Genomic DNA, 24,686 nt, shown 5'->3' on the forward strand with positions numbered 1-24,686 from the left:
TTTTCTATGGCAACCGCAGGCACCACAAATTCCAACGATGCCGCCGCAAACCCGGCAGAGGCAATCGAGTACCGCGACGCACCGGATGGCAAAGCCGGCCGGTTGGTAGCACAGACCGGGGGTGGCGCGACGGACGAGCCGCAGCTCCTGGACCAGGCAACCGGCGCTCCGGTGAAGGGCGCTGAGAACGCGCTCCAAACGCCGCCGATGCCGGCGACGGTCAGCGCCGATGCTTCAAATGTCGTGCACCTCCCTGCAGGCGCATCGATCGAAAAGATCCAGGTGGTCGGCACTGATATCGTTTTAGAACAGCCTGATGGCTCTACAATCACGATCCAGAACGCCGCATTGAAAGTTCCGACCTTCGTCATCGGCGACGCCGAAATCGCCCGCGAAACCCTCGTGGCGGTGCTCGGCGAAAACGGTATCAACGTCGCCGCGGGGCCGGATGGCACCATCAGCGTCGTGTCGAACCAAAGCAGCGGCGGGGATCTCTCCGATGCGACCGGCGACATCGGCCAGGCCGGGCCGGTCATCGACTTGCTCGCCCCGACCGCCCTGGAGTTTCCTGCGCTTGAAGCGACCGAGCGTCTGCCCTTCGCGCTTGACCCCAACGATGACCCGTCGATCACCCCCGACTCCAAAGATAATCCAGGCGGCATCGCGGTGAGCGACAGGCAAGTCGACGAAGCCGGCCTCGCAGGCGGATCGCGTGCGGGCGATGGCAGTGCGTCGGTCAGCGGTGTGTTTGCCCTCACCGATCCGGACGGGCTTGACGACATCGCTGGCCTGACCGTCAACGGTCAGACGTTCGCCATCGGCGGTCTCGTCGGGCAAACGGTTGTGGGTCAATTCGGTACATTGACCATCACCGGCTACAACCCGCTTACCGGTGTGGCGGATTACACCTACGAGCTGACGAGCGCAGTCACGAGTTCCGGGGTCAATCCCGGGACGAATATCGAGCAGGACCGGGACATCTTCGACCTCACGGTCACCGATCACGATGGTGCCGGCGGTTCGGCCACCCTCCAGATCGATATCATCGACGACGTTCCAGTGATCGGGATCACCGATCCGGCCGCGCCGAGCGTGGTGGAAGGCCAGACGCTTGCCGGCAGTTGGACGCTTTCGGCAGGTGCCGATGGCGTCGGCACAGTCGACGTGACGGCCGGCAACACAACGCAGACGCTGACCTTGACGGCGGGCCAGTCGGTGGCGTTTGCGCTTGCCGAGGGCACGCTGACGGTCAATGCCGACAACACCTGGACGTTTGCAGCGGCCAGCAACCTCAACAATGCCGGCGGCGTCAATGTCAGCTTCACGCTGTCGGCCAAGGATGCCGACAACGACACGACGAGCGACAGCCAGACGATCACGGTGACGGACGGCGCCGGCCCGACAGTCAATCCGCTTGCGGCTTCCGCATCGCTTGCACTCGACGACCAGAACCTGGCCGACGGCAGCACGCCGGGCGCCGACGCCAGCAGCGGCACGATCGGCTTCGTGGCCGGTTCGGATGCGATCGCCACCATCGTGTTCGGCGACACCAGCACCCTCACCGGTGCGCTGACCTGGGATAGGGTCTCCGACACCCAGATCGTAGGTAAGGCCGGCGGCGTGACCATCGTCACCCTCGACCTGGTGCGCAGCGGCGACAGCGCGAGGGTGACGGCGACACTTACCGACAACTATGCCAGCCATCCCGGCGTCAATGCCGACGATCTCGCCGCACTCGGCTCGGTCAAGGTCATCGCTTCCGACACGGACGGCGACACGGCGGAAGGCACCGTCTCCGTCTCGGTCTCCGACGACGTTGCGACGGCTGCAGCGGACACGGATAGCGCGACCGAAGATGGTGTGCTCGTTGCGGATGGCAATGTGCTGACCGGCTCGGGTGGCACGGATGCCAATGGTACGGACGGTGTCAAGGACGTGCGGGGGGCAGACGGGGCGTCGGTCACGGCCGTATCGTCTGGCGACGCGGCGGGCGTGGTTGGTGGCGCAACGGTCGGCCAGTTCGGTACGCTGGTTTTGGGCGCTGACGGCAGTTACACCTATACACTGAACAACGCGCATGGCGCCGTCCAAGGTCTTGCTGCGGGCCAGACAGTGACGGATACGTTCAGTTACGAGATCACTGATGGCGATGGCGACAAATCGTCGACGACGGTGACGATTGTGATCACCGGCACGAACGACGTTCCACTGATCACCTCGGGCACGCAGAGTGGCTCGGTGACGGAGATCGTCGACGGTGCTGCGGGCGAGAATGCGACAACGCATGCACAGAATGGTGCGGTAACCTTTGGCGACGTCGATACGCTCGACACGCACAGCGCCGGCTTCACCGCACAAGGCCCCAGCTACCTCGGCACCTTCGCGCTGGCGGCGGTGAACCAGGCGGGTGACACGGTCGGCTGGAGCTTCGAGGTCGCCGACGGCGTGCTCGACAGCCTGCAGGCCGGCCAGACGCTGACGCAGAAGTACGACGTGACCGTCGATGACGGCCATGGCGGCACGGCGACACAGACGGTGACGATCACGATCACCGGCACGAACGACGTTCCGGTAATCACCTCTGCGGTGCAGAGCGGTGCGGTGACGGAGATCGCCGACGGTGTTGCGGGCGAGAATGCGACAACGCATGCACAGAATGGCGCGGTGACCTTTGCCGACGTCGATGCGCTCGACACGCACAGCGCCGGCTTCACCGCACAGGGCGCCAGCTACCTCGGCACCTTCGCGCTGGCGGCGGTGAACCAGGCGGGTGACTCGGTCGGCTGGAGCTTCGAGGTCGCCGACGGCGTGCTCGACTCGCTGCAGGCCGGCCAGACGCTGACGCAGAAATATGACGTGACCGTCAATGACGGCCATGGCGGCGTCGCGACACAAACGGTGATGATCGTGATCACCGGCACGAATGACGCACCGGTAATCACCTCTGCGGTGCAGAGCGGTGCGGCGACGGAGATCGCCGACAATGCTGCGGGCGAGAATGCCACGACGCATGCGCAGAACGGCGCGGTGACCTTTGCCGACGTCGATACGCTCGACACGCACAGCGCCGGCTTCACCGCACAGGGCCCCAGCTACCTCGGCACCTTCGCGCTGGCGGCGGTGAACCAGGCGGGTGACTCGGTCGGCTGGAGCTTCGAGGTCGCCGACGGCGTGCTGGACTCGCTACAGGCCGGCCAGACGCTGACGCAGAAGTACGATGTGACCGTCGACGACGGCCATGGCGGCACGGCAGTGCAGACGGTGACGATTGTGATCACCGGCACGAACGACGTTCCGGTAATCACCTCTGCGGTGCAGAGCGGTGCGGTGACGGAACGAGCTGATAACGCGGCCGGTGAGAATGCGGTTGTGCATGTGCAGGGCGGCGCGGTCACTTTTGCCGATGTGGACACGCTCGACACACACAACGCCAGCTTCGCGGCGCAGGGTGGCGGTTATCTCGGCACATTCTCGCTCGGCCCGGTGAATCAGGCGACTGACAAGGTCGGCTGGAGCTTCAAGGTGGCTGACGGCGTGTTGGACTCGCTGCAAGCCGGCCAGACGTTGACGCAGAAGTACGACGTGACCGTCGATGACGGCCATGGTGGCACGGCAGTGCAGACGGTGACGATCGTCATCACCGGCACCAACGACGCCCCGGTGATCACGTCCGGTTGGCAGCTTGGCGGCGTGGTGGAACGGTTTGACGGTACCGTGGGCGAAAATGCGGTAACGCATGCGCAGAACGGCGCGGTAACCTTTGCCGACGTCGATACGCTCGACGCGCACAGCGCCAACTTCGCAGCGGGGGGCAGCGGCTATCTCGGTACCTTCTCGCTCGGCGTGCTGAATCAGGCGACCGACAAGGTCGGCTGGAACTTCCAGGTTGCCGACGGTGCGCTCGACTCGCTGCAGGCAGGCCAGATCCTGATGCAGAAATATGACGTAACCATCGATGACGGCCATGGCGGCACCGCGACGCAGACGGTTACGATCGTAATCCTAGGGACGAACGACGCACCGGTGATCACGTCGGGTACACAGAGCGCTACCGTGACGGAGCATGCTGACGGTGCGGCCGGCGAAAATGCGGTCGTCCATGTGCAGGGGGGTGCAGTGACGTTTGCCGACGTCGATACACTGGACACCCACAGCGCCAGCTTCTGGCCGCAAGGCGGCGGTTATCTCGGCACCTTCAAGCTGGACGCGGTGAACCAGGCGACTGATACGATCGGCTGGAACTTCAAGGTTGCCGACGGCGTGCTGGACTCGCTACAGGCCGGCCAGACTCTGACGCAGAAGTACACCGTGCTCGTCAATGACGGCCATGGCGGCGTCGCGACACAGACGGTGATGATCGTGATCACCGGCACGAATGACGCACCGGTAATCACCTCTGCGGTGCAGAGCGGTGCGGTGACGGAGATCGCCGACAATGCTGCGGGCGAGAATGCGACAACGCATGCGCAGAACGGCGCGGTGACCTTTGGCGACGTCGATACGCTCGACACGCACAGCGCCGGCTTCACCGCACAGGGCCCCAGCTACCTCGGCACCTTCGCGCTGGCGGCGGTGAACCAGGCGGGTGACTCGGTCGGCTGGAGCTTCGAGGTCGCCGACGGCGTGCTGGACTCGCTACAGGCCGGCCAGACGCTGACGCAGAAGTACGATGTGACCGTCGACGACGGCCATGGCGGCACGGCAGTGCAGACGGTGACGATTGTGATCACCGGCACGAACGACGTTCCGGTAATCACCTCTGCGGTGCAGAGCGGTGCGGTGACGGAACGAGTTGATAACGCGGCCGGTGAGAATGCGGTTGTGCATGTGCAGGGCGGCGCGGTCACTTTTGCCGATGTGGACACGCTCGACACACACAACGCCAGCTTCGCGGCGCAGGGTGGCGGTTATCTCGGCACATTCTCGCTCGGCCCGGTGAATCAGGCGACTGACAAGGTCGGCTGGAGCTTCAAGGTGGCTGACGGCGTGTTGGACTCGCTGCAAGCCGGCCAGACGTTGACGCAGAAGTACGACGTGACCGTCGATGACGGCCATGGTGGCACGGCAGTGCAGACGGTGACGATCGTCATCACCGGCACCAACGACGCCCCGGTGATCACGTCCGGTTGGCAGCTTGGCGGCGTGGTGGAACGGTTTGACGGTACCGTGGGCGAAAATGCGGTAACGCATGCGCAGAACGGCGCGGTAACCTTTGCCGACGTCGATACGCTCGACGCGCACAGCGCCAGCTTCGCAGCGGGGGGCAGCGGCTATCTCGGTACCTTCTCGCTCGGCGTGCTGAATCAGGCGACCGACAAGGTCGGCTGGAACTTCCAGGTTGCCGACGGTGCGCTCGACTCGCTGCAGGCAGGCCAGATCCTGATGCAGAAATATGACGTAACCATCGATGACGGCCATGGCGGCACCGCGACGCAGACGGTTACGATCGTAATCCTAGGGACGAACGACGCACCGGTGATCACCTCTGCGGTGCAGAGCGGTGCGGTGACGGAGATCGCCGACAATGCAGCGGGCGAGAATGCGACAACGCATGCACAGAATGGTGCGGTGACCTTTGCCGACGTCGATACGCTCGACACGCACAGCGCAACTTTCACCGCACAGGGCGCCAGCTACCTCGGCACCTTCGCGCTGGCGGCGGTGAACCAGGCGGGTGACTCGGTCGGCTGGAGCTTCCAGGTCGCCGACGGCGTGCTCGACAGCCTGCAGGCCGGCCAGACGCTGACGCAGAAGTACGACGTGACCGTCGATGACGGCCATGGCGGCACGGCGACACAGACGGTGACGATCACGATCACCGGCACGAATGACGCACCGGTGATCACCTCTGCGGTGCAGAGCGGTGCGGTGACGGAGATCGCCGACAATGCAGCGGGCGAGAATGCGACAACGCATGCACAGAATGGTGCGGTGACCTTTGCCGACGTCGATACGCTCGACACGCACAGCGCAACTTTCACCGCACAGGGCGCCAGCTACCTCGGCACCTTCGCGCTGGCGGCGGTGAACCAGGAGGGTGACACGGTCGGCTGGAGCTTCCAGGTCGCCGACGGCGTGCTCGACAGCCTGCAGGCCGGCCAGACGCTGACGCAGAAGTACGACGTGACCGTCGATGACGGCCATGGCGGCACGGCGACACAGACGGTGACGATCACGATCACCGGCACGAATGACGCACCGGTGATCACCTCTGCGGTGCAGAGCGGTGCGGTGACGGAGATCGCCGACAATGCAGCGGGCGAGAATGCGACAACGCATGCACAGAATGGTGCGGTGACCTTTGCCGACGTCGATACGCTCGACACGCACAGCGCAACTTTCACCGCACAGGGCGCCAGCTACCTCGGCACCTTCGCGCTGGCGGCGGTGAACCAGGCGGGTGACACGGTCGGCTGGAGCTTCCAGGTCGCCGACGGCGTGCTCGACAGCCTGCAGGCCGGCCAGACGCTGACGCAGAAGTACGACGTGACCGTCGATGACGGCCATGGCGGCACGGCGACACAGACGGTGACGATCACGATCACCGGCACGAACGACGTTCCGGTAATCACCTCTGCGGTGCAGAGCGGTGCGGTGACGGAGATCGCCGACGGTGTTGCGGGCGAGAATGCGACAACGCATGCGCAGAACGGCGCGGTAACCTTTGCCGACGTCGATACGCTCGACACGCACAGCGCCGGCTTCACCGCACAGGGCCCCAGCTACCTCGGCACCTTCGCGCTGGCGGCGGTGAACCAGGCGGGTGACACGGTCGGCTGGAGCTTCCAGGTCGCCGACGGTGTGCTCGACAGCCTGCAGGCCGGCCAGACGCTGACGCAGAAGTACGACGTGACCGTCGATGACGGCCATGGTGGCACGGCAGTGCAGACGGTGACGATCACCATCACCGGCACGAACGACGTTCCGGTGATCACCTCTGCGGTGCAGAGCGGTTCGGTGACGGAGATCGCCGACAATGCAGCGGGCGAGAATGCGACAACGCATGCGCAGAATGGTGCGGTGACCTTTGCCGACGTCGATACGCTCGACACGCACAGCGCCGGCTTCACCGCACAGGGCCCCAGCTACCTCGGCACCTTCGCGCTGGCGGCGGTGAACCAGGCGGGTGACTCGGTCGGCTGGAGCTTCGAGGTCGCCGACGGCGTGCTCGACAGCCTGCAGGCCGGCCAGACGCTGACGCAGAAATACGACGTGACCGTCGATGACGGCCATGGCGGCACGGCAGTGCAGACGGTGACGATCACGATCACCGGCACGAACGACGTTCCGGTAATCACCTCTGCGGTGCAGAGCGGTGCGGTGACGGAGATCGCCGACAATGCTGCGGGCGAGAATGCCACGACGCATGCGCAGAACGGCGCGGTGACCTTTGGCGACGTCGATGCGCTCGACACGCACAGCGCCGGCTTCACCGCACAGGGCCCCAGCTACCTCGGCACCTTCGCGCTGGCGGCGGTGAACCAGGCGAGCGACTCGGTCGGCTGGACCTTCCAGGTTGCCGACAGTGTGCTGGACTCGCTGAATCCAGGCGAGACGCTGACGCAGAAGTACGACGTGACCGTCGATGACGGTTATGGTGGCACAGCGACACAGACGGTTACCATCACGATCAACGGCGCCGACGACGGCGTGAGCGTGAACGGGCTGGGCGGTGTCGGCGCCGAGGAGACGGTCTACGAGCGGAACCTGTCGGACGGCTCGTCGCCGGATGCGGCTGCGCTGACGCAGACGGGCAGCTTCTCGGTGACGACGGCGGACGGTCTTGCCGGTCTGACAGTGAACGGCACTGCGGTGGTGACGGCTGGCGTGTTCACCGCCAACCAGACGGTGGACACGGCGCTTGGGCTTCTGACGATCACCGGCTACACACCGACGACGGTCAACGGCGTGGTGACGGGTGCGACCTTCACCTACAGCTATCTGCTGCAGGACAACAGCACGGGACACACTTCGGCCGGTACCGACGGCGGTGTGTTCGACAACTTCACGGTGGCGGTGACGGACGAGGACGGCTCGGCCAGCAGCGCCGTGCTCAACGTGGAGATGATCGACGACGTTCCGGCGGTGGTTGCGGATTTAGATAGTATGGCGGCCAGTGACTTCACAGCCGCCACGGGCAATGTGATCACGGGAGCCGGCACAACGAATGCTGGGGCGGATACGCTTGGTGCGGATGGAGCCGCTGTGGTTGGCGTCGTCGCCGGCAACAGCGGTGCGTTTTTGGATAGTCCGCTAACACTCAACACTCAGATCGATGGCCTTCATGGCAAGCTGACGCTGGATGCGAACGGCGGTTACACCTATGTACGCAATCCAGGCTCGGCCGGCGGCGTCAGCGACGTCTTCACCTATACGTTAAAGGACGGCGACGGCGATCTCGCACACACGACGCTGACAATCAGCATTGGTGATGCTGGGCCGACGGTGTCGATCCCGGGCGCGGGCTCGGCTGGTACGGTTGTCTATGAGAAGGGCCTGCCATCGCGCGGGTTCGAATCGGCCGGCACAGGCGAGGCAGCCGATGGCCTCGGAAGCAACAACTCAGACACTTCAGAGAAAACGAACGGCACGATCGGGTTCACTTCGAAAGACGGGGTATCGACGATTACAGTGGGCGGCCATACGCTTACGATGTCGCCGACCACCTTCATCGACGCGACGGGCTCGCTGACGGCGCACTACACCTACAATGCAATCACTGGGGCCGGCACGATCGTTTACGCCTATACGCTGCTGGACAACACATCGGGCGACAACACCTCGGTGAACCTTCCGGTCGTGATCAGCGATGCCGATGGCGACGCTGCTCCAGCAGGCAACCTGCTGATCTCGATCGTCGACGACGCGCCGGTGTTGGGCCAGTTCATGTCGGCGATTATCCCCAATCAGGCAGGGTCAGTGACGGGGACATTTGCGCTGCAGCCGGGAGCCGATGCCATCGCGAACTTCAATATTGCCGGCTTAACGGCGGTCCCCGGCCTGACGTATCAGCCGCTTTCGACAACGACGGTCAATGGTCTCACGACAACCAGATTGACTGCAACCGCTCCCGATCCGGACGGAGCGGGTCCTCAGCAGGCCCCAACTGTCTTCACGCTGGATGTGCGCAGCGATGGAACATATGCTTTCAACCTCGTTAGTCCCAATGCGGGCACCAGCACCAGTTATTCGACCCAAAACCTCGACGCTGGTGGGCCTAGCGGCTGGCGCCAAACGAGCGACGGACGGATCGAGTTTTCAAGTCCTGGAGGCGTCAATTCCAACAATAACGGCTTCGGCGTTGGCAACACATTTGTCGGTGCCAACGAAAGCTTCACGATGGAATTCCATAACCCGGGAGCGGCCGGGGACCAATTACCGGGCACGAACCCAGAATTTGTAGACGCCGTGACCTTGGTCGCGAACTCAGTCAACGGGGGTGGAACATACAATTGGGTCGCGACCAACACCCAGACTGGGGAAACGGCGAGCGGTTCCGTTTCAATCACCAGTGCCGGCGGCTTCCTCATCGATCCGGTGATTAGCTTCAATTTGCTGCAGGTCACAGGCTCGGCGGGAGTGAACAACCAGGGAGCTCAGTTCTCCAGTACCACGATCACCAAGAACGTCTTACCGCAGGACCAACACCTTGATTTCACGATTTCCGCAGTGGATGGTGATGGTGATGTAACATCGTCAAGCCCGCTCTCCATCGATGTCGAGGCGTCGAATGGAGCAGGTAACTTCCCGTCGCTGACGGGCGGCGCTGGCAACGACACCATCGCCGGTAGCGCGAAGCTAGACACCATCAACGGCGCGGGCGGAAAGGACATCGCCGACTATAGCGATAGCAGCGCAGCCGTGTTCGTCAATCTTGACGAGAACGGCAATGCCTCATCGGTGGCTACCGCCGGCAACCGTCCGGAGGGGTCGATTGGTGGTGGTGACGCAGCGGGTGACACGCTGACGAGCATCGAGGGCTTGATCGGCGGCTCCGGCAACGACTTTCTACACGGTAACTCGGCAGCCAACTATCTTGCAGGCGGTATCGGAAATGACACGCTCTACGGCGAAGGTGGCGCTGATTCACTCTACGGCGGCTTAGGCAACGACACGTTGTATGGAGGCACGGGCTCCGATACGATGACCGGCAGTGGCGGAAGCGACACCTTCGTGATCGGTTCAGACTCCCTGCTGCCAGGCATTGACGACGTCATAACCGACTACAACTATGGCGAGGGCGACACCGTCGACCTGTCCGACCTTCTGGGCAACCTACCATCGGGAACGAACCTCGACGGCAATTTTGTCCAGGTCGTGCAGGATGGCCAGAATGCCAACCTGCAGGTCGACACGGACGGCAGTGCCGGCAATGCTTCGGGTTGGCACACGGTCGCCGTACTGGAAGATTTCCAGGTGTCGACCGAGGTGGTGAAGGTCCTGTTCAACGAAAACGGTGCGCCGAAGACACAAGACGTTCCTTAAACGCAAAGTCGATCTCGACAGCTTCACGGTTCTCGGCAATCATCCGGGAACCGCATTTCCAGGGGGAATCTTTTTCATGATCAGAAGCATACTGGCGGGCGCGATCGTCGCTCTAATGCCCTTTTCAGGTTTCGCGGCCGATCTCATCGTCGACTATGCACCGGTTGCCAGACAGTGCACCGAGCTTAGCCAATCCTCGCTGACAGTCGAGGAGAACGTCGCCACGTTGACGAAGGAGGTCGTGTCGCGCATGGACGAGGCGATCGCTGTTGCCGATGATCCGCGCTGGATTTTCTCGACGCGCCCCGCTTTCGTTTGGGCGTCCGAGACCAAGGTCGCTTGCGGCAAGGCCTACGGTTACCTTCGAGCCAATTGGCGCGACGAGGACTATCTCGCCAAGTGCGATTGCTTCCACGCCAAAATGCGTCGCTTCATGAACTGAAACAGGCGGTTTGATCGTCAATGTCTCGCGCTGTCATTTCATCAGCAACGTGTGTGTCGCCTCGTCGGCAATGGCTAACCCTCTGCATCTTCGCGCTCGGCGTGCTTGCCGGCTGCCAGGGCACCCCCACCCCTCAAGACGTGCTCGACGTGGAATCACCGCAGGCGATGCATGCCCGGCGCGCGGCAGAACATGCGGCGAAACCGCAGGAAACCTTCGGCAGCGGCGCGACGCGGATCGCGCTCATCACGGCCCTCATGTCGCCGACCGGAGAAACGGTGCGCGAACGCGACATCCGGGATGGCGCGTCGCTCGCCGTGGATGAGGTTGGCGGTGGCCAGCTCTCGCTGCTGGTCGAGAATACCGACGGCTCACCACAGCAGATCCAGGACGCGGCGAAGCGGCTCGCCGGCCAGAACGTCGCGCTCGTTGCCGTTTCCGTTGCTGACGTGCCGGTCAGCACCGTCCGCCAGGGCCTCGGCAATGCTCGCGCGCCACTACTGGTGTTACGCGACAACGGCGCCGAGCGGCCGACGGGCACCTTCGCCTTCGTATCGGACCGCATCGACAGCGCCGTCGAGGGCGCGTCATACGCGGTGGCTTCCGGCCATAAGCGGCTTGTCGTGCTTTTGCCGAGCGATGCCTCCGCCGCCGAGCGGCAAAGGCTCGAGCGCGAGCTTGCCGGCTATGGCATCAAGCCGGCCCTCGTTGCTGTGACAGGCACGACCGCGTTTTCCGCCAACGTGGCGACCAAGGCCAAGCTGAAGGACGTCGATGCAGTGATCCTGGTCGGTGCGGGAGTTTCCGACGTCGGCGCGCTGTCGCAACTCAAGGCCAACGGTTATCTGAAACCGAACGCGATGGTCGTTGGAAGCTCCGGCTGGAGCGCGGCCGCCTACAGGCGCCCAGAACTTTCCGGAAGTCATCTCTGTCTCTTCGGTCCGGAGAACGGTTCGCGGATGACCTCGCGCTATCTCGACCGCTACGAGCGTGCTGCCAGCCCCGACGCGGCCTATGGCTTCGACATCATTGCGCTTGCAGCCGGTCTCGTCCGTACCCAGGGCGAAGACGCCATCAACCAGGAGAACATCCGTTCTCCGAACGGCTTCATCGGCGCAGCGGCGGCATTCCGCTTCGAAAAGAACGGCACCGTGCGGCGGACCTGCGCAATCCATCAAGTTACGGGCGGAAGCGTGAAGCTCCTGGATCCGGCCCCACGCTCGTTTTGAGCCGGGCGACTGGACACTGTGCAAGCCCTGAGATCGACAACGAAAGGTTCGCCCACGGCAATGGCGGCCTCGCGATTTGGTCGCGTGGGCATGCTTGCGCTGAGACTTATAAGAATCAGCTGAGTTCAAGTTTTGAATGAAGTCGTTTGCGCCAAACGCGCAATAGATGCGGAAATGATTTTCGCTTTGCAAGTAATGCATCACCGCTGTACCGTAATACTGGCATTCAACGTATAGCTGGAGCCAACGTCCGGGCGTCGTTTCAACCCGATGAATAAGTAGCCGCCGATCATGGAACTTATCGTCGCTCTTGGCCTGATCGTCTTCAAGGTCGCATTTCTAATTGCGATCCTGCTACTGCTGCCCTTGCCGCTGACCTGGGTGGAGCGCAAGGTCGCGGGTCACATCCAGCAGCGTATGGGGCCAATGCGCGTGGGTTGGCACGGGCTGCTACAGCCGCTGGCGGACGGTATCAAGCTGCTAACCAAAGAGGATCATATCCCGGCCGAGGCCGATCGCTTCCTCTTCAAACTGGCGCCGATCCTGGCGCTTGCCCCACCCTTCGTGGTGTTCGTCGCGATCCCCTTCGGCGAAACCGTCTCGGTTCTCGGCACCGAAATTACGCTCTACGTCTCCAATATGAATGTGGGGCTGCTTTTCGTTTTCGCGGTGATCGGGATCGAGGTCTACGGCGTCATCTTCGGCGGCTGGGCCGCCAACAGCAAATATGCTGTCCTGGGCAGCCTCAGGACCTGCGCGCAGATGATCAGCTACGAGATCCCGATGGGGTTCGCGGTCATCGGCGTGGTCATGCTGGCGCAATCCATGAGCCTGCTCGAGATCGTCCGGGCGCAAGCCGGTGTCTGGAACATCGTCTACCAACCCGTCGGTTTCTTCGTGTTCTTCGTCGCCGGCCTGGCCGAAGCGCAGCGCATTCCCTTCGACTTGGCGGAAGCGGAAGGCGATTTGGGGGCCGGGTTCCACACCGAGTACAGCGGCATCCGCTTTGCATTCTTCATGGTCAGCGAATACGCCATTGTGTTGCTGGTGTCGGTGCTGGTGGTGATCCTGTTCTTCGGCGGTTGGAACGGCGTGCTGCTTCCCTTGCCGCCGCTTCTCTGGTTTGCGCTCAAGGTCGCCTTCTTCATCTATGTATTCATATGGTTCCGCTTCACTTTCCCACGCTATCGCTACGACCAGTTGATGGCGATCGGATGGAAAGTCTTGCTTCCTCTTTCGATGGCGAACATAATTATAACCGGTGTTCTTTTGGGAGCCGCAGCGGCTCCGTAGCGGGGCGGCGATGTCGCACGCAGGAAACAGAGTTGGAACTTGGATCGGCTGGGTGTTCTTCGCCGATCTAGCGAACGCTTTGGCTCTGACATTCGGCTACATGTTCTCCAAATCCGTGACCATGCAGTATCCGGACAAGGAAAAATGGTTGCCTTATGCGCGTTACCGCGGGCACCATTTCCTGAAGCGCGACGACCAGGGCGAGATTAAATGCGTGGCCTGTGAACTCTGCGCGCGGATCTGTCCCTGCTACTGCATCGAAGTCGTTCCCTACGAAGACGAGAAGGGCAACCGTCGGCCAGCAAAATTTGAGATCGACACGGCCCGATGCCTATTCTGCGGGTTGTGCGAGGACGCTTGCCCAGCGGACGCGATCGCGCTTGGCCAGCAATACGAATTCTCGAGTTTTTCCTCGCCCGACCTGGTGATCGGGCGTGACGATCTGCTTGCCAAGCCGGGCAAAGCGATGACCGGCGGCGGTGTGGTCGCGGCGCACCTGAACACCGACGGTGACGTTCTGGTCGAGACGAGCGAACTGCAGGGGTACAACTGGTGGCGGAATATCCGGCGAACGTGAACGCGCGTCCGCCGCCAAGCCGGAACGCGTAGACAGGAGGCTCAGATGCATATCTGCCAAATTTTGAAAACCAAGTCTCCCAACCTCATCTCGGTTACGCCGGATCAGACGATGGAAGAAGTCCTGCGGCTGTTTCGGGCGAACAATATCGGCTTCGTAGTCGTCAGCCGTTCTCCCGGGGAATGCCTGGGCACAGTGTCAGAGCGGGACTGCTGCTATGCAGTGGCTGAATACGGAACCGGGGCGCCCACTATGCGGGTCGCCGACATCATGAACCGCAATGTGGCGACGTGCTCAACAGAGGATTTGCTGCCCTATGTGATGGCCATCATGACCAATTGGCGCACGCGCCATGTGTTGGTCATGGACGGAGGCGCGCCTGCCGGCGTGGTGAGCATCGGCGACGTAGTCAAGCACCGGCTCGAAGAAGCGCTGCGCAATGAACAGGCACTGCACGACTACATTGCCGGCACCGCCTATCACTGAGGGCGCAAACCGGGGAGCGGGAATTAGGGTGGACTGCCCGGAAGCTCGGCAATGCCTCGGCCGGGATTTTCAGTTGCTGCCCCGGCTCCCGCCGCCGCATCGAAGGCGGCGCGCACCTTTTCAACCTCCACCGGACAAGGGTATTCGCCCTGCCGCATCAGGCTGTTGAGACGCAGGTCTCGGTAATTTTCCGGCACGAACACGAGCCCGCTGGGAAAGTGCCTGTTGATCTTGAGCTGCGCTGTCAGTTCGCCCTGGGTGGATCGCACGACCACGTGATCGCCATCCGCAACACCAAGTTGCGCCGCATCGCGCTCGCTCATCTCGACATATGGCTCGGCAGCAACCGTATTCAGGATCGCGGAGCGTTCAGAAAGATATCCGTTGTGGAACAGGCAGTTGCCGGTAATCAGCATGAGCCGGTCGCCGGCATTCGGAATGGCAGGCGGCGGCGCGAGGAACTCATCAGCCGGCGGTGTCGGCACCGATCGGGTAAATGCTCCGTCAATGCCAAGCCCGTTCAGCGTCAGCCCCTGATAGGCCGGGACCAGTTGGGTCATCTCGTCGAAGATTTCGGCTTGCGTCGACGGCCGTAACTGCTGATTTCGAAGCGCCGCGACAAAGTCGAGGATCGCCAGATTGCCCCGCGCCTCGAAGGTGGCTTCGCGGAACTTGCAGACTTTCTGGGTTCTGCCCTCATTGCTGGTGAAGGTGCCGGATTCTTCGCCGTAACTCGCTGCGGGCAGCACCACATCGGCAAGCCCCACCGTGTCCGTGAGGAATGCGTCCTGTACGATCAGGAGATCAGCGGCGCCAAGCGCCCGCGTGACGCGTTTCCGGTCCGGATAGCTCATCACTGGGTCGCTTCCAACGATATAGAGCGCGCCCATCCGCCCGCCGTCGCAGAGCTCAAGCATGGTCCCGAAATCTGCGCCCGGCTCAGACGGGATCGCGGCGCCCCAGGCCTGTTCGAGAGTTGTGCGCGCAACATCATCGGTGACGGCACGTAGTCCTGGTAGCGCTGCCGGCAGAACCCCCATGTCCCAGGCGCCCAACTGGTTGGCACGGTCGAACAGGAATTGCATCGCCAGGTCCTTGCCAAGGGCACGGAGAAGCCGCAGCAGCTTGTTGATCTGTTGTACTGCTGCGCGCGCAAGCGGAGATCTCAGGAGATCGACGCTGACCAGAACGGTGACGCTGCCGCTGTTCAGCAGCGCAGCAGCGACGCGGTCCGGCCCGTCACCATCGGTCGCTCCCAACCTGCCGGCTGGCGCGCCGATATCCACTGCAACATCGCCCGGCAAGGCCTGACCGGCCGCCGCAACGAGACCGTCCACGACCGCGGCAAGGCCGGCCGCCTCACCGCCAGGAGGAACGCGAACGACCGCCCGGGCATCGGCGTCCAGACGGGATGGCCGCGCCGAGAGCATGAGCAAGCCCGTCTTCCGTCGCCGCGCGCAGTCCCGCAACAGATATTCGGTGACCGGGTTTTCCTCGGTCACGTTGCCACCGACAACAAGCACGCAATCGTTGCCGATCACGTCCTCCAGTGGCGCCCGTGTGTAGAAACTCGCCAGCAATGGGCCAAGCGCATCGGAAGGTGTGGCCCAACGCGACCCGCAGTCTATGTTGTTGGTCCGGAACACCGTCCGCATCAGTTTCTGGAACAGGTAAAGAATCTCGTTGGGAAGGCGCGGCGAGGCCAGCCCGCCCGCGACCTTTCCCTGGACGGCAGAGAACCGCCGTTGCAGATAGTTCCCCGCTTCTTCCCAGGAAACCGGGACGAGGGCGCCATCACGACGGACCATCGGCCGTTTGATCCGGTCCCGGCTCCCGACGAAGTCGAGGCCGAAACGCCCCCGCACGCAAAGGGTTTCGCGGTTGAACCCATGCTCCTGCTTCGAGCGGACCCGCATGAACTCGCCCTTGCGCGTGCCGACGGTCAGCTGGCAACCAGTACCGCAATGCGGGCAGACCGTGTCGGTCTCGGCCAGATCCCAGGGCCGCGCCTTGTAGCGATAGGGAAAGCTCATCAGCGCACCGACCGGACAGACCTCGACGCAATTGCCGCATTGGTCGCAACTCGCGAGGCTGCCCTCGAAGCCGGTCACGGCGGTATCCATGCCTTTTTCAACCGTGCCCAAGGCGACGGCGCCGACCACTTCCTCGCACATCCGGACACAACGCTGGCACTGGATACAGCGGTTGACGTTCATGATGATGACCGGGCTGAGGCGGATGTCCTTGGAGTGAAACACACGTTTGGCATCACGGAACTGGCTTTCGCGGGGCCCGTACGCCATCACCAGGTCCTGAAGCTCGCATTCGCCGCCCTTGTCGCAGATCGGGCAATCGAGGGGATGGTTGGCGAGCAGCATGTCGAGCATGGAAGAGCGTGTTTCCTCGATCAGCGGCGTGTTTGCCCGCACCACCATGCCGTCTGTGACCGCGGTCGCGCATGCGGGCTGCAGCCGCCGCTGCCCTTCGATCTCCACCAGGCACATGCGGCAGGAGGCCAGCGCCGGCAGCCGCTTCAGGTAGCAGAAGGTCGGGATGTCGATGCCCAAACGCTCGGCGGCCTGCAGCACGGTCGAGCCTGCCTCCACTTCCAGTGTTTGTTCGTCTATCGTGATGCTAACCATTGCCTTCCTGCGGCCTTCTATTTGCGCTCCTCAGTGAAACGGGCACCTGCCCGCTTCGATATGGGCGACGAATTCATGCTCGAAATGCGTCAGCGCCGCGCGCAGCCCCATGGCCGCACCATCGCCCAGAGCACAGAACGTGTTGCCGAAAATGCCCTTGCAGAGTGCCTGCAGTTGTTCGAGGTCGCCCGGCGCCCCCTGCCCCGCCTCGACCCGGCGTAGCACTTTTACAACCCAGTTGAGCCCTTCGCGGCACGGGGTGCACTTGCCACAGGACTCATGGTGGAAGAATTCGATGATGCGGGTGGCGACCTTGACCATGCAGGTCGAGTCGTCGATTACGATGACCCCGGCCGAACCGAGCATTGAGCCGGCAGCCGCCAGCGAGTCGAAATCCATCCCAACGTCGAGCCCATGCTCCGGGATCACTGGCGCCGAGACGCCGCCTGGGATCACCGCCTTGATCTTGCGTCCAGGCAGCGGCCCGCCGGCGCGTTCCTCGACCAGTTCGCGCAGTGGTATGCCCATCGGCAGCTCGTAAAGGCCCGGTTTCCGCACCTGGCCACTGAGGCAGTAGAGCTTCGGACCGGGACTTTTGTCCGGACCGATGCTGCGGAACCAGTTCGGCCCTCGCGCCACGATATGCGGAACGCAGGCCAATGTTTCGACGTTGTTGATGACGGTCGGGCTGGCGTAGAGGCCTTCGACCGCCGGAAACGGCGGTTTCAAGCGCGGCTGCGCCCGCTTGCCTTCTAGCGAGTCGAGCATCGCTGTCTCCTCGCCGCAGATATAGGCACCGGCACCGCAATGGATATGCACGGCGAAATTGAAATCCGAGCCGAGAATGCGTTTTCCCAGATATCCCTTCGCATGCGCCTCGGCGAGCGCCTGCTCGAGCCGCCGGATCGCCAGCGCGTATTCCCCGCGGATGTAGACATAGGCGGTTTCAGCCCCGATCGCGTAGCCGCCGATAGCCATGCCCTCAATCAGCTGGTGCGGATCACGTTCCATGATGATCCGGTCCTTGAAGGTGCCCGGCTCGCCCTCATCAGCGTTGCAGCACAGGTATTTCGGCTTGCCGACGCGCTTCGGAACGAAGCTCCATTTCATGCCGGTTGGGAAACCGGCCCCGCCGCGACCGCGCAGGTTGGATTCTTTGACAAGATCGATGATCTCGTCGGGCGTGTGCTCACGAAGCGCCTTCGCCAGCGCTTGGTAGCCACCGCCGGCCTCGTAGGTCGCGAGCTGATGGCCGTCCGGCACGCCCACATTCCTGAGAAGGACGGGTTCCATCATGACACTACTCTCCCGGCGGTGCTGTGGTGGCGGGATCGGCGCCAATCGCCTGCCCCGCCATCGCCCGCAGCCGTTCCAACAGCGCGTCGATCCGCGCAATGTCGAGGCCGCCGCAATAGTCGTCGCCGACCTGCATCACCGGGGCCATCTCGCAGGCGCCGAGGCATTCAACGGTCGAGAGCGTGAACAGCCCATCCAGGGTCGTGCCGTCCTTTTTGATCCCCAGCACCGCCTCCAGGTGCCTCAGCAAATCCTCGGATCCACGCAGCATGCAGGAGACATTGTCGCAGAGTTGCAAGTGGAACATCCCCACCGGCTCGGTCCGGAAGAGCGTGTAGAACGTCGCCAGCTCGTAGACCCAGATCCGCTCGACGCCGAGGATGTCGGCGACCTCTTCCAACACGGGGCCTGGCAGATGGCCATGCTCCTTTTGCGCGATCAGAAGCGCGGGCATGATCGCCGAGCGCTGGTTCGGATAGCGCGCCGCCGCCACTTCGATTTTTTCGCGCATGTTCATCGCGTCCAAATCTCCCGTTACTTGTCCACCTCGGCCATCACCGGGTCGAGGCTGCCCAGAACGGCGATCATGTCGGCCAGGTAGTGCGCATTGCTCGTCCCGAACAGGCCCTGGAGGTTGACGAACGACGGTGCCCGCACCTTCATGCGGAACGGTTTTTCCGACCCGTCGCTGATGATGTAAAACCCGAGTTCGCCCTTTGGCGCCTCGATCGCCGAATAGACCTCACCCTTCGGCACCTTGAAGCCATACGCCGAAAGGTCGAAGTGCTGGATCAGTGCCTCCATCGAGCAATGCACCTTGTCCTTGTCCACGGGGAAAGCGACCGTCGGCATGTCGATCTGGAACGGCCCCTCGGGCATCTGCCCGAGGCATTGTTCGATGATGCGCATACTCTCGCGCATTTCCTCGACCCGGCATTGCCAGCGTGCATAGCAATCGCCCTCTTCGCGGGTGATAACGTTGAAGTCGAGACGGTCGTAGATCTCGTAAGGTTCGTCGCGGCGGATGTCCCAGTCGACGCCGGAGGCGCGCAGGTTCGGGCCGCTCAGGCCCAAATCGATGCCGTCTTCGGCGGTGATCACGCCGATTCCCTGCGTTCGCTTCAGGAACACCCGGTTGTTCTCGATCAGCCGTTCATAGTCGCGAATCCGGTTCGGGAAGATGTCGCAGAACTCCCTGATCTTGGGGAAAAAACCGTCGGGCAGGTCCTCGCGCACACCGCCAACCCGGCAGAAGGAGGTGTGCATCCGCGCGCCGCTGATCATCTCCAGCAAGTCCATGATCATTTCGCGCTCGCGCATGGCGTAGAGCAACGCGGTCATTGCCCCCAGATCCAGCGGCAGCGCGCCGGTGATCAGGAGATGACCGGAGATCCGCGCCAGTTCGGCCATCAGCACGCGGATATACTGCGCGCGGATCGGCGCTTTGATGCCCAGGAGCTTCTCCACCGCGAGCGCGAAGGCCAGGTTGTTCGACGGCGGGCAGACATAGTCGAGCCGATCGGTCAGCGGAAAAATCTGGGTGTAGGTGAAGCTCTCGGCCAGTTTTTCCGTGCCGCGGTGGAGGTAGCCGATATGCGGGTCCACGCGAGCGACATATTCGCCGTCCAGCTCAAGGACGAGCCGCAGCACCCCGTGCGTGCTGGGATGTTGTGGGCCGAGATTGAGGAGCACCTCCTTGGTGTCGAGCGCCTCGCCTTCCGGCCTGCTCAGTTCCGTGACTTCGGTCATCTCAAATTCCCGACGTGGAGCGGCCTCCCTTATGGAATGTCCTTGGTCGCGAGGTCGGGCTGTGTCGGCGGCGGGCCTTCGGCGCCAAACGGGTTCAGCTCGTCCTTGTAGCCCCGGAGCGGAAAGTCTTTGCGCTGAGGGAAGCCCTCGAACCCTTCCCACATGTAGATCCGCCGCAAGTCGGGGTGGCCCTCGAACCTTATCCCGTACATGTCCCAGGCTTCGCGCTCATGCCAATTGGCCGTCCGCCAGACGCCCGTCACCGACGGGACCCGCGGCGGATCGTCGAGGCGGCATTTGATGCGTACGCGCCATTTGTTCGGCAGCGAATAGAGGTGGTACACGGCTTCGTAGCGCGGCAACTCGGGGTAATGATCGACCCCGCAAATGTCCGACAGGAAATTGAACCGAAGCGCCGGGTGTTCCTTCAGAAACCGGCAAAGCTCGACGACCATGTCGGGTCGAGCGGCGAAGGCGTGAACGCCATGCGCGAAGCCAAGATCGTCGATTGCGTTGCCGAAGCGCTCCGTGATCAGGATGAGATCGAGGGGTGTCTCCACGCTCATGGCACCGCGATCCGGTCCAGAGGCGTCCCGGCCAGCGCTCGGGATTTCTTGATCTTCTCCTGAAGCAGAAGGATGCCATGCATCAGCGCCTCGGGCCGTGGCGGGCAGCCGGGAACATGCACGTCCACTGGCACGAAGGTCTCCGCTCCCTGCACCACAGCGTAGGTGTTGTAGACCCCGCCCGAGATTGCGCAGGTGCCCATTGCGATAACCCAGCGTGGTTCCGGCATCTGATCATAGAGCCGGCGTACGACGGGCGCGAATTTCCGGGTTATGGTACCGGCGATAATCATCACGTCGGACTGGCGCGGTGATGGCCGGAACACCACGCCGAACCGGTCGAGATCATAGCGGGCGCAACCCGCCGAAATCATCTCGATGGCGCAGCAGGCAATACCGAAGGTCTCGGGCCACAGCGCCGATTTTCGGCTCCAGTTGATAACGCTCTCGGCGGTGGTGAACAGCACGCTGTCGCGGATCGCATTGTTTACGCCTCCCATTCCAGCGCTCCCTTCAGCCAGGCGTAGGCGAAGCCCACAAGAAGCAGCACTATGAAGACGAACATCTCGACATAGCCGACCAGTCCGATGTCTTTCAGCACGACGGCCCAGGGAAAGAGGAACATCGTTTCGACATCGAAGACGACCAACAGGATTGCGAGAACAAAGAACTGCACCCGGAAGCGGCCGCCGGCAGCCTCGCCTGCCGGGTCCATGCCGCATTCGTAGGGCATGTTCTTCGCGGGATAAGGATTGGACGGACGCAGCAGCGAAGAGACAAACAGCGTCGCCCCCGCCACCAGAACAACTCCGGCGACCATGACAAGAACCGGGAGGAACTCCATCGCAGTCATATCGCGTTGCCCCGTTCACCCGCCGAGGGCTTTCCTCAGGCCGCGACCGACCCAATTCGGGACCGGTAATGCGTCGCCCAGGGAAGGGACTTGGGCTATCCTTTCTTGAACTTCCAGTTTATTCCCCCGGGCGGATCATTGCAAATCCAATCAATTAGCCCCCCAAAACCGAATGCTGGGCAAGCCTCAGAAACCACGCCGGGAATAGGCCGATGCCGATGGTGCCGACGGCGGTGAAGGCGAGCGTGACGCGGACCAAGGGCGTCAGTGCCGGCTCGAACGCCCGTTCCGGCTCCCGCATGTAGATCACCATGACGATGCGGATGTAAAAGTAGGCAGCGATGGCGCTCAGCAGCACTGCGATCACCGCCAGCATGACGAAACCGCGCTCAACGAGCGCGACCAGGACGTAGAACTTGGCGAAGAAACCAGCCGTCGGCGGAATACCGGCCAGCGAGAACAGATAGAGCAGCATCAGAAGCGCCAATCCGGGGCGCGACTTGGCGAAACCCGCGTAGTCTTCGATGATCTCGCCCGAGAAATCGCCGTTCCGCATCATGATGACGGTGGCGAAAATGCCGAGATTCATGAAAGAGTAGATCAACAGGTAGAGCATCACGCTGGCGATCCCGTCGGCGCCGCCAGCCACCACGCCGAAAATGGCGAACCCGGCATGGGCGATGCTCGAATAGGCCAGCAGTCGCTTGAAATTATCCTGCACCAGCGCCACGAAACTGCCGAGCGCCATCGTCACCACAGCAAGGACCGCGAGGATAATCCAAACGTCCGAGGTCGCGACCAGCGGATTGAGGAACACCCGCAGGATCACCGCGAACCCCGCCGCCTTGGGGCCTACCGACATGAAGGCCGTGATCGTCGTCGGTGCGCCTTCATAGACGTCCGGGATCCACATGTGAAAAGGCACCGCGCCGACCTTGAAGACCAGCCCCGCGACGATGAAGACAACAGCCAGCAGCAATCCGGGATCGAGTGGATCGCCGGTCACCGCCGCAGCCATCGCGTCCAATTGTGTGGTGCCGGTGAGCCCATAGACCAGTGAAACGCCGTACAGGAAAATCCCGGTCGAGACCGAGCCAAGGATCACGTATTTCAGCGCCGCTTCGTTCGACCGCTGCTCTCGCCGCAGGAAGCCGGTCAGCACATAGGTGCAGATCGCCATCAGTTCGACGCCGACATAGACCGACAGGAGGTCGGTCGCCGAGGCCATGATCATCATTCCTGAAAGCGCAAGAAGCAGCAGGACATAGTATTCGCTGCTGCCGATCCCTTCGGTCTCGGCATATCGCCGCGAAAGCAGGAATGTCAGAACGGTGGCGAGGTAGAACACGAATTTGAAGAAGACCGCGAAGCGGTCAGCGATGAACATGCCGGCATAGGCCGGCTGCGCCGCGCCGGCGAGCATGAGTGTCACAGAGGCGGCAATCAGCACGACCGCCACGGAAGCCCAGATGAGGAAAGGTTCCCTTCCCTTCCGCAGAAACTGTCCCAGGATCAGCAGGATGCAGGCCCCCGTGATCACCACGATCTCGGGCAGGCTCGCCAGCACCGACTGGAAGAGCGCGGCGGCGGTCATTGGCCGCTCCCCTTACTGTGCACCTGCATCAGCAGATGCTTCGCGGAGGCATCGATAATGTTGAGAAAGGGTTTCGGATAGAGCCCGACCCAAAGCACGAAGGCGGCCAGGGGCAGGATTGCGACCATCTCGCGGGCATTCACATCGCGTATGCTGAACCGGGCGCCGACGCTGGCCGGGCCAAGCGCGACTTTCCTGTACATGCCAAGCAGATAGGCCGCGCCCAGCAATGCGCCCAAAACAGCGGTCGCGCCGACGGCCAAGTCGGCCGCAAACCCGCCCGACAGCACGAGCAACTCCCCCACGAACGAATTCGTACCCGGCAGCGCCATCGCCGACAGGACGAACAACGCAAGAAACGCGGTATAGAACGGCGCCGCCTTCATCAACCCGCCATATTCCGCCATGCTGCGCGTGTGTGTCCGCTCGTAGATCAGACCGACGAGCAGGAACAACGCTCCCGTCGTTACGCCATGATTGAACATTTGCAGGATGCCGCCCTCAAGTCCGCGCAGGTTCAGCGCAAAAATCCCTAACGTCACAAAGCCCATGTGGCTGATGCTCGAATAGGCCACCAGCTTCTTCAGGTCATCCTGCGCCAGCGCAAGCAGCCCGCCATAGACGATCGCAAGCGCCGAAAGTGCCATCATCAGCGTCGAATAGTGCACTGACGCTTCAGGCAGCATCGGCAGCGAGAACCGCAGGAATCCGTACGCACCCATTTTCAGGAGTACGCCCGCCAGGATGATACTGCCCGCCGTCGGCGCCTGCACATGGGCATCCGGCAGCCAGGTATGGACCGGAACCATGGGGACCTTGACCGCGAAGGCGATCAGGAAGGCGAAAAACAGCCAGGACTGGACCTGGAACGGCAAATCCTGCGCTGTCAGGGCGAGGATGTCGAAGGTCTTGCCGCCGTGGAAATAGAGCACGATGACACCGATCAGGAATAGGAGGCTTCCCGCCAGCGTGTAGAGGAAGAACTTGAACGCTGCATAGACCCGGCCTTCGCCGCCCCAGACGCCGATGATCAGGTACATCGGGATCAGCATCGCCTCCCAGAAGACGTAGAACAAGAACAGGTCGAGCGCGCAGAACACGCCGAGCATCAACGCCTGCATGACCAGCAGGCTGACCATGAACTCCTTCACCTTGCGGTCGATCGCGGCCCAGGAGGCAAGCACGCAGATCCAGCCCAACAGCGCAGTCAGGAACACGAAGAGCGCGCTTATTCCGTCGATGCCGAGCGCATATGTGATCCCAAGCGCGGGCACCCACGGGTGCCTCTCGATGAACTGCATCTCATGGGTAGTAGTGTCAAAACTGGCCAGCATGGCCAAGCAGAGAGCGAGGTCGAGGATGGTGACACCGAGTGCTGTCCACCGCACCGCATCGTCACGGCGCAAAAACATCAGAACCGCTGCCCCGGCGACGGGCGTGAATACGATGAGACTGAGTAGCGGGAATCCCATCG

At 62.6% G+C, this 24,686-nt stretch carries 15 protein-coding genes; 6 read left to right on the forward strand and 9 right to left on the reverse strand.

Features of this window, described 5'->3' with window-relative positions:
* Positions 1-6 precede the first annotated feature (6 nt).
* The 6 genes from J3R84_RS33880 to J3R84_RS33905 all read left to right on the forward strand — a co-directional run bounded on the left by J3R84_RS33880 (position 7) and on the right by J3R84_RS33905 (position 14,512).
* The gene (locus J3R84_RS33880; RefSeq protein WP_207932874.1) at positions 7-10,485 is read left to right on the forward strand and encodes a beta strand repeat-containing protein; all 10,479 of its coding nucleotides are present in this window, start codon (positions 7-9) and stop codon (positions 10,483-10,485) included.
* A gap of 76 nt (positions 10,486-10,561) precedes the next feature.
* Positions 10,562-10,927 carry a hypothetical protein gene (locus tag J3R84_RS33885; protein ID WP_057217293.1) on the forward strand — a complete coding sequence of 122 codons (366 nt, stop codon included), beginning with the start codon at positions 10,562-10,564 and terminating at the stop codon, positions 10,925-10,927.
* Between the two features lie 53 nt (positions 10,928-10,980).
* Positions 10,981-12,156, forward strand: a complete 1,176-nt coding sequence (locus tag J3R84_RS33890; protein ID WP_203529647.1) for an ABC transporter substrate-binding protein — start codon at positions 10,981-10,983, stop codon at positions 12,154-12,156.
* Positions 12,157-12,447: 291 nt separating this feature from the next.
* Complete coding sequence (gene nuoH / locus J3R84_RS33895) at positions 12,448-13,449, forward strand: NADH-quinone oxidoreductase subunit NuoH (RefSeq protein ID WP_203529645.1); 1,002 nt, start codon at positions 12,448-12,450, stop codon at positions 13,447-13,449.
* Between the two features lie 10 nt (positions 13,450-13,459).
* On the forward strand, positions 13,460-14,026 hold the full coding sequence (locus J3R84_RS33900; protein WP_057221316.1) for an NADH-quinone oxidoreductase subunit I: 567 nt from the start codon (positions 13,460-13,462) through the stop codon (positions 14,024-14,026).
* A 45-nt stretch (positions 14,027-14,071) separates the two neighbouring features.
* Positions 14,072-14,512, forward strand: coding sequence for a CBS domain-containing protein (locus J3R84_RS33905; RefSeq protein ID WP_057221315.1), 441 nt, complete (start codon positions 14,072-14,074; stop codon positions 14,510-14,512).
* A gap of 23 nt (positions 14,513-14,535) precedes the next feature.
* Here J3R84_RS33905 and nuoG read toward each other — a convergent pair whose 3' ends face one another.
* From nuoG to J3R84_RS33950, 9 genes are all read right to left on the reverse strand, one after another.
* Positions 14,536-17,154 carry an NADH-quinone oxidoreductase subunit NuoG gene (gene nuoG, locus J3R84_RS33910; protein ID WP_203529644.1) on the reverse strand — a complete coding sequence of 873 codons (2,619 nt, stop codon included), beginning with the start codon at positions 17,152-17,154 and terminating at the stop codon, positions 14,536-14,538.
* A gap of 30 nt (positions 17,155-17,184) precedes the next feature.
* On the reverse strand, positions 17,185-18,450 hold the full coding sequence (gene nuoF, locus J3R84_RS33915; protein WP_203529642.1) for an NADH-quinone oxidoreductase subunit NuoF: 1,266 nt from the start codon (positions 18,448-18,450) through the stop codon (positions 17,185-17,187).
* 4 nt (positions 18,451-18,454) lie between these two features.
* Positions 18,455-18,967, reverse strand: a complete 513-nt coding sequence (locus tag J3R84_RS33920) for an NADH-quinone oxidoreductase subunit NuoE family protein (protein WP_057208365.1) — start codon at positions 18,965-18,967, stop codon at positions 18,455-18,457.
* A 17-nt stretch (positions 18,968-18,984) separates the two neighbouring features.
* Positions 18,985-20,199 (reverse strand): NADH dehydrogenase (quinone) subunit D, encoded by a 1,215-nt coding sequence (gene nuoD / locus J3R84_RS33925; protein WP_203529640.1) that lies wholly within the window; start codon positions 20,197-20,199, stop codon positions 18,985-18,987.
* A gap of 29 nt (positions 20,200-20,228) precedes the next feature.
* Positions 20,229-20,765: an NADH-quinone oxidoreductase subunit C gene (locus tag J3R84_RS33930; RefSeq protein WP_057208369.1), complete on the reverse strand. Its 537-nt coding sequence runs from the start codon at positions 20,763-20,765 to the stop codon at positions 20,229-20,231.
* Positions 20,762-21,265, reverse strand: a complete 504-nt coding sequence (locus J3R84_RS33935) for a NuoB/complex I 20 kDa subunit family protein (RefSeq protein WP_025431448.1) — start codon at positions 21,263-21,265, stop codon at positions 20,762-20,764. Before J3R84_RS33935 ends, J3R84_RS33930 begins: the two co-directional genes overlap by 4 nt.
* Entirely contained in the window at positions 21,253-21,618 is a 366-nt protein-coding gene (locus J3R84_RS33940; protein ID WP_025431449.1) for an NADH-quinone oxidoreductase subunit A, read from the reverse strand. Before J3R84_RS33940 ends, J3R84_RS33935 begins: the two co-directional genes overlap by 13 nt.
* Before the next feature lie 154 nt (positions 21,619-21,772).
* A complete protein-coding gene (locus J3R84_RS33945) occupies positions 21,773-23,212 on the reverse strand; it encodes an NADH-quinone oxidoreductase subunit N (protein WP_203529638.1) in 1,440 nt (479 codons plus the stop codon).
* Complete coding sequence (locus J3R84_RS33950) at positions 23,209-24,684, reverse strand: NADH-quinone oxidoreductase subunit M (protein ID WP_203529636.1); 1,476 nt, start codon at positions 24,682-24,684, stop codon at positions 23,209-23,211. Before J3R84_RS33950 ends, J3R84_RS33945 begins: the two co-directional genes overlap by 4 nt.
* Between the last annotated feature and the right edge of the window lie 2 nt (positions 24,685-24,686).

It is taken from the genome of Ensifer canadensis, from assembly GCF_017488845.2.
GTDB classification, from domain to species: Bacteria; Pseudomonadota; Alphaproteobacteria; order Rhizobiales; family Rhizobiaceae; genus Ensifer; species Ensifer canadensis.

What these genes read in the sequence shown, in the direction of transcription:
- nuoG (WP_203529644.1), bottom strand. Translation starts at nt 17,154, where the DNA reads ATGGTTAGCATCACGATAGACGAACAAACACTGGAAGTGGAGGCAGGC.
- J3R84_RS33940 (WP_025431449.1), bottom strand. Translation starts at nt 21,618, where the DNA reads ATGACTGCGATGGAGTTCCTCCCGGTTCTTGTCATGGTCGCCGGAGTT.
- nuoF (WP_203529642.1), bottom strand. Translation starts at nt 18,450, where the DNA reads ATGATGGAACCCGTCCTTCTCAGGAATGTGGGCGTGCCGGACGGCCAT.
- J3R84_RS33930 (WP_057208369.1), bottom strand. Translation starts at nt 20,765, where the DNA reads ATGAGCGTGGAGACACCCCTCGATCTCATCCTGATCACGGAGCGCTTC.
- J3R84_RS33885 (WP_057217293.1), top strand. Translation starts at nt 10,562, where the DNA reads ATGATCAGAAGCATACTGGCGGGCGCGATCGTCGCTCTAATGCCCTTT.
- J3R84_RS33945 (WP_203529638.1), bottom strand. Translation starts at nt 23,212, where the DNA reads ATGACCGCCGCCGCGCTCTTCCAGTCGGTGCTGGCGAGCCTGCCCGAG.
- J3R84_RS33950 (WP_203529636.1), bottom strand. Translation starts at nt 24,684, where the DNA reads ATGGGATTCCCGCTACTCAGTCTCATCGTATTCACGCCCGTCGCCGGG.
- J3R84_RS33900 (WP_057221316.1), top strand. Translation starts at nt 13,460, where the DNA reads ATGTCGCACGCAGGAAACAGAGTTGGAACTTGGATCGGCTGGGTGTTC.
- nuoD (WP_203529640.1), bottom strand. Translation starts at nt 20,199, where the DNA reads ATGACCGAAGTCACGGAACTGAGCAGGCCGGAAGGCGAGGCGCTCGAC.
- J3R84_RS33905 (WP_057221315.1), top strand. Translation starts at nt 14,072, where the DNA reads ATGCATATCTGCCAAATTTTGAAAACCAAGTCTCCCAACCTCATCTCG.
- J3R84_RS33935 (WP_025431448.1), bottom strand. Translation starts at nt 21,265, where the DNA reads ATGGGAGGCGTAAACAATGCGATCCGCGACAGCGTGCTGTTCACCACC.
- J3R84_RS33880 (WP_207932874.1), top strand. Translation starts at nt 7, where the DNA reads ATGGCAACCGCAGGCACCACAAATTCCAACGATGCCGCCGCAAACCCG.
- nuoH (WP_203529645.1), top strand. Translation starts at nt 12,448, where the DNA reads ATGGAACTTATCGTCGCTCTTGGCCTGATCGTCTTCAAGGTCGCATTT.
- J3R84_RS33920 (WP_057208365.1), bottom strand. Translation starts at nt 18,967, where the DNA reads ATGAACATGCGCGAAAAAATCGAAGTGGCGGCGGCGCGCTATCCGAAC.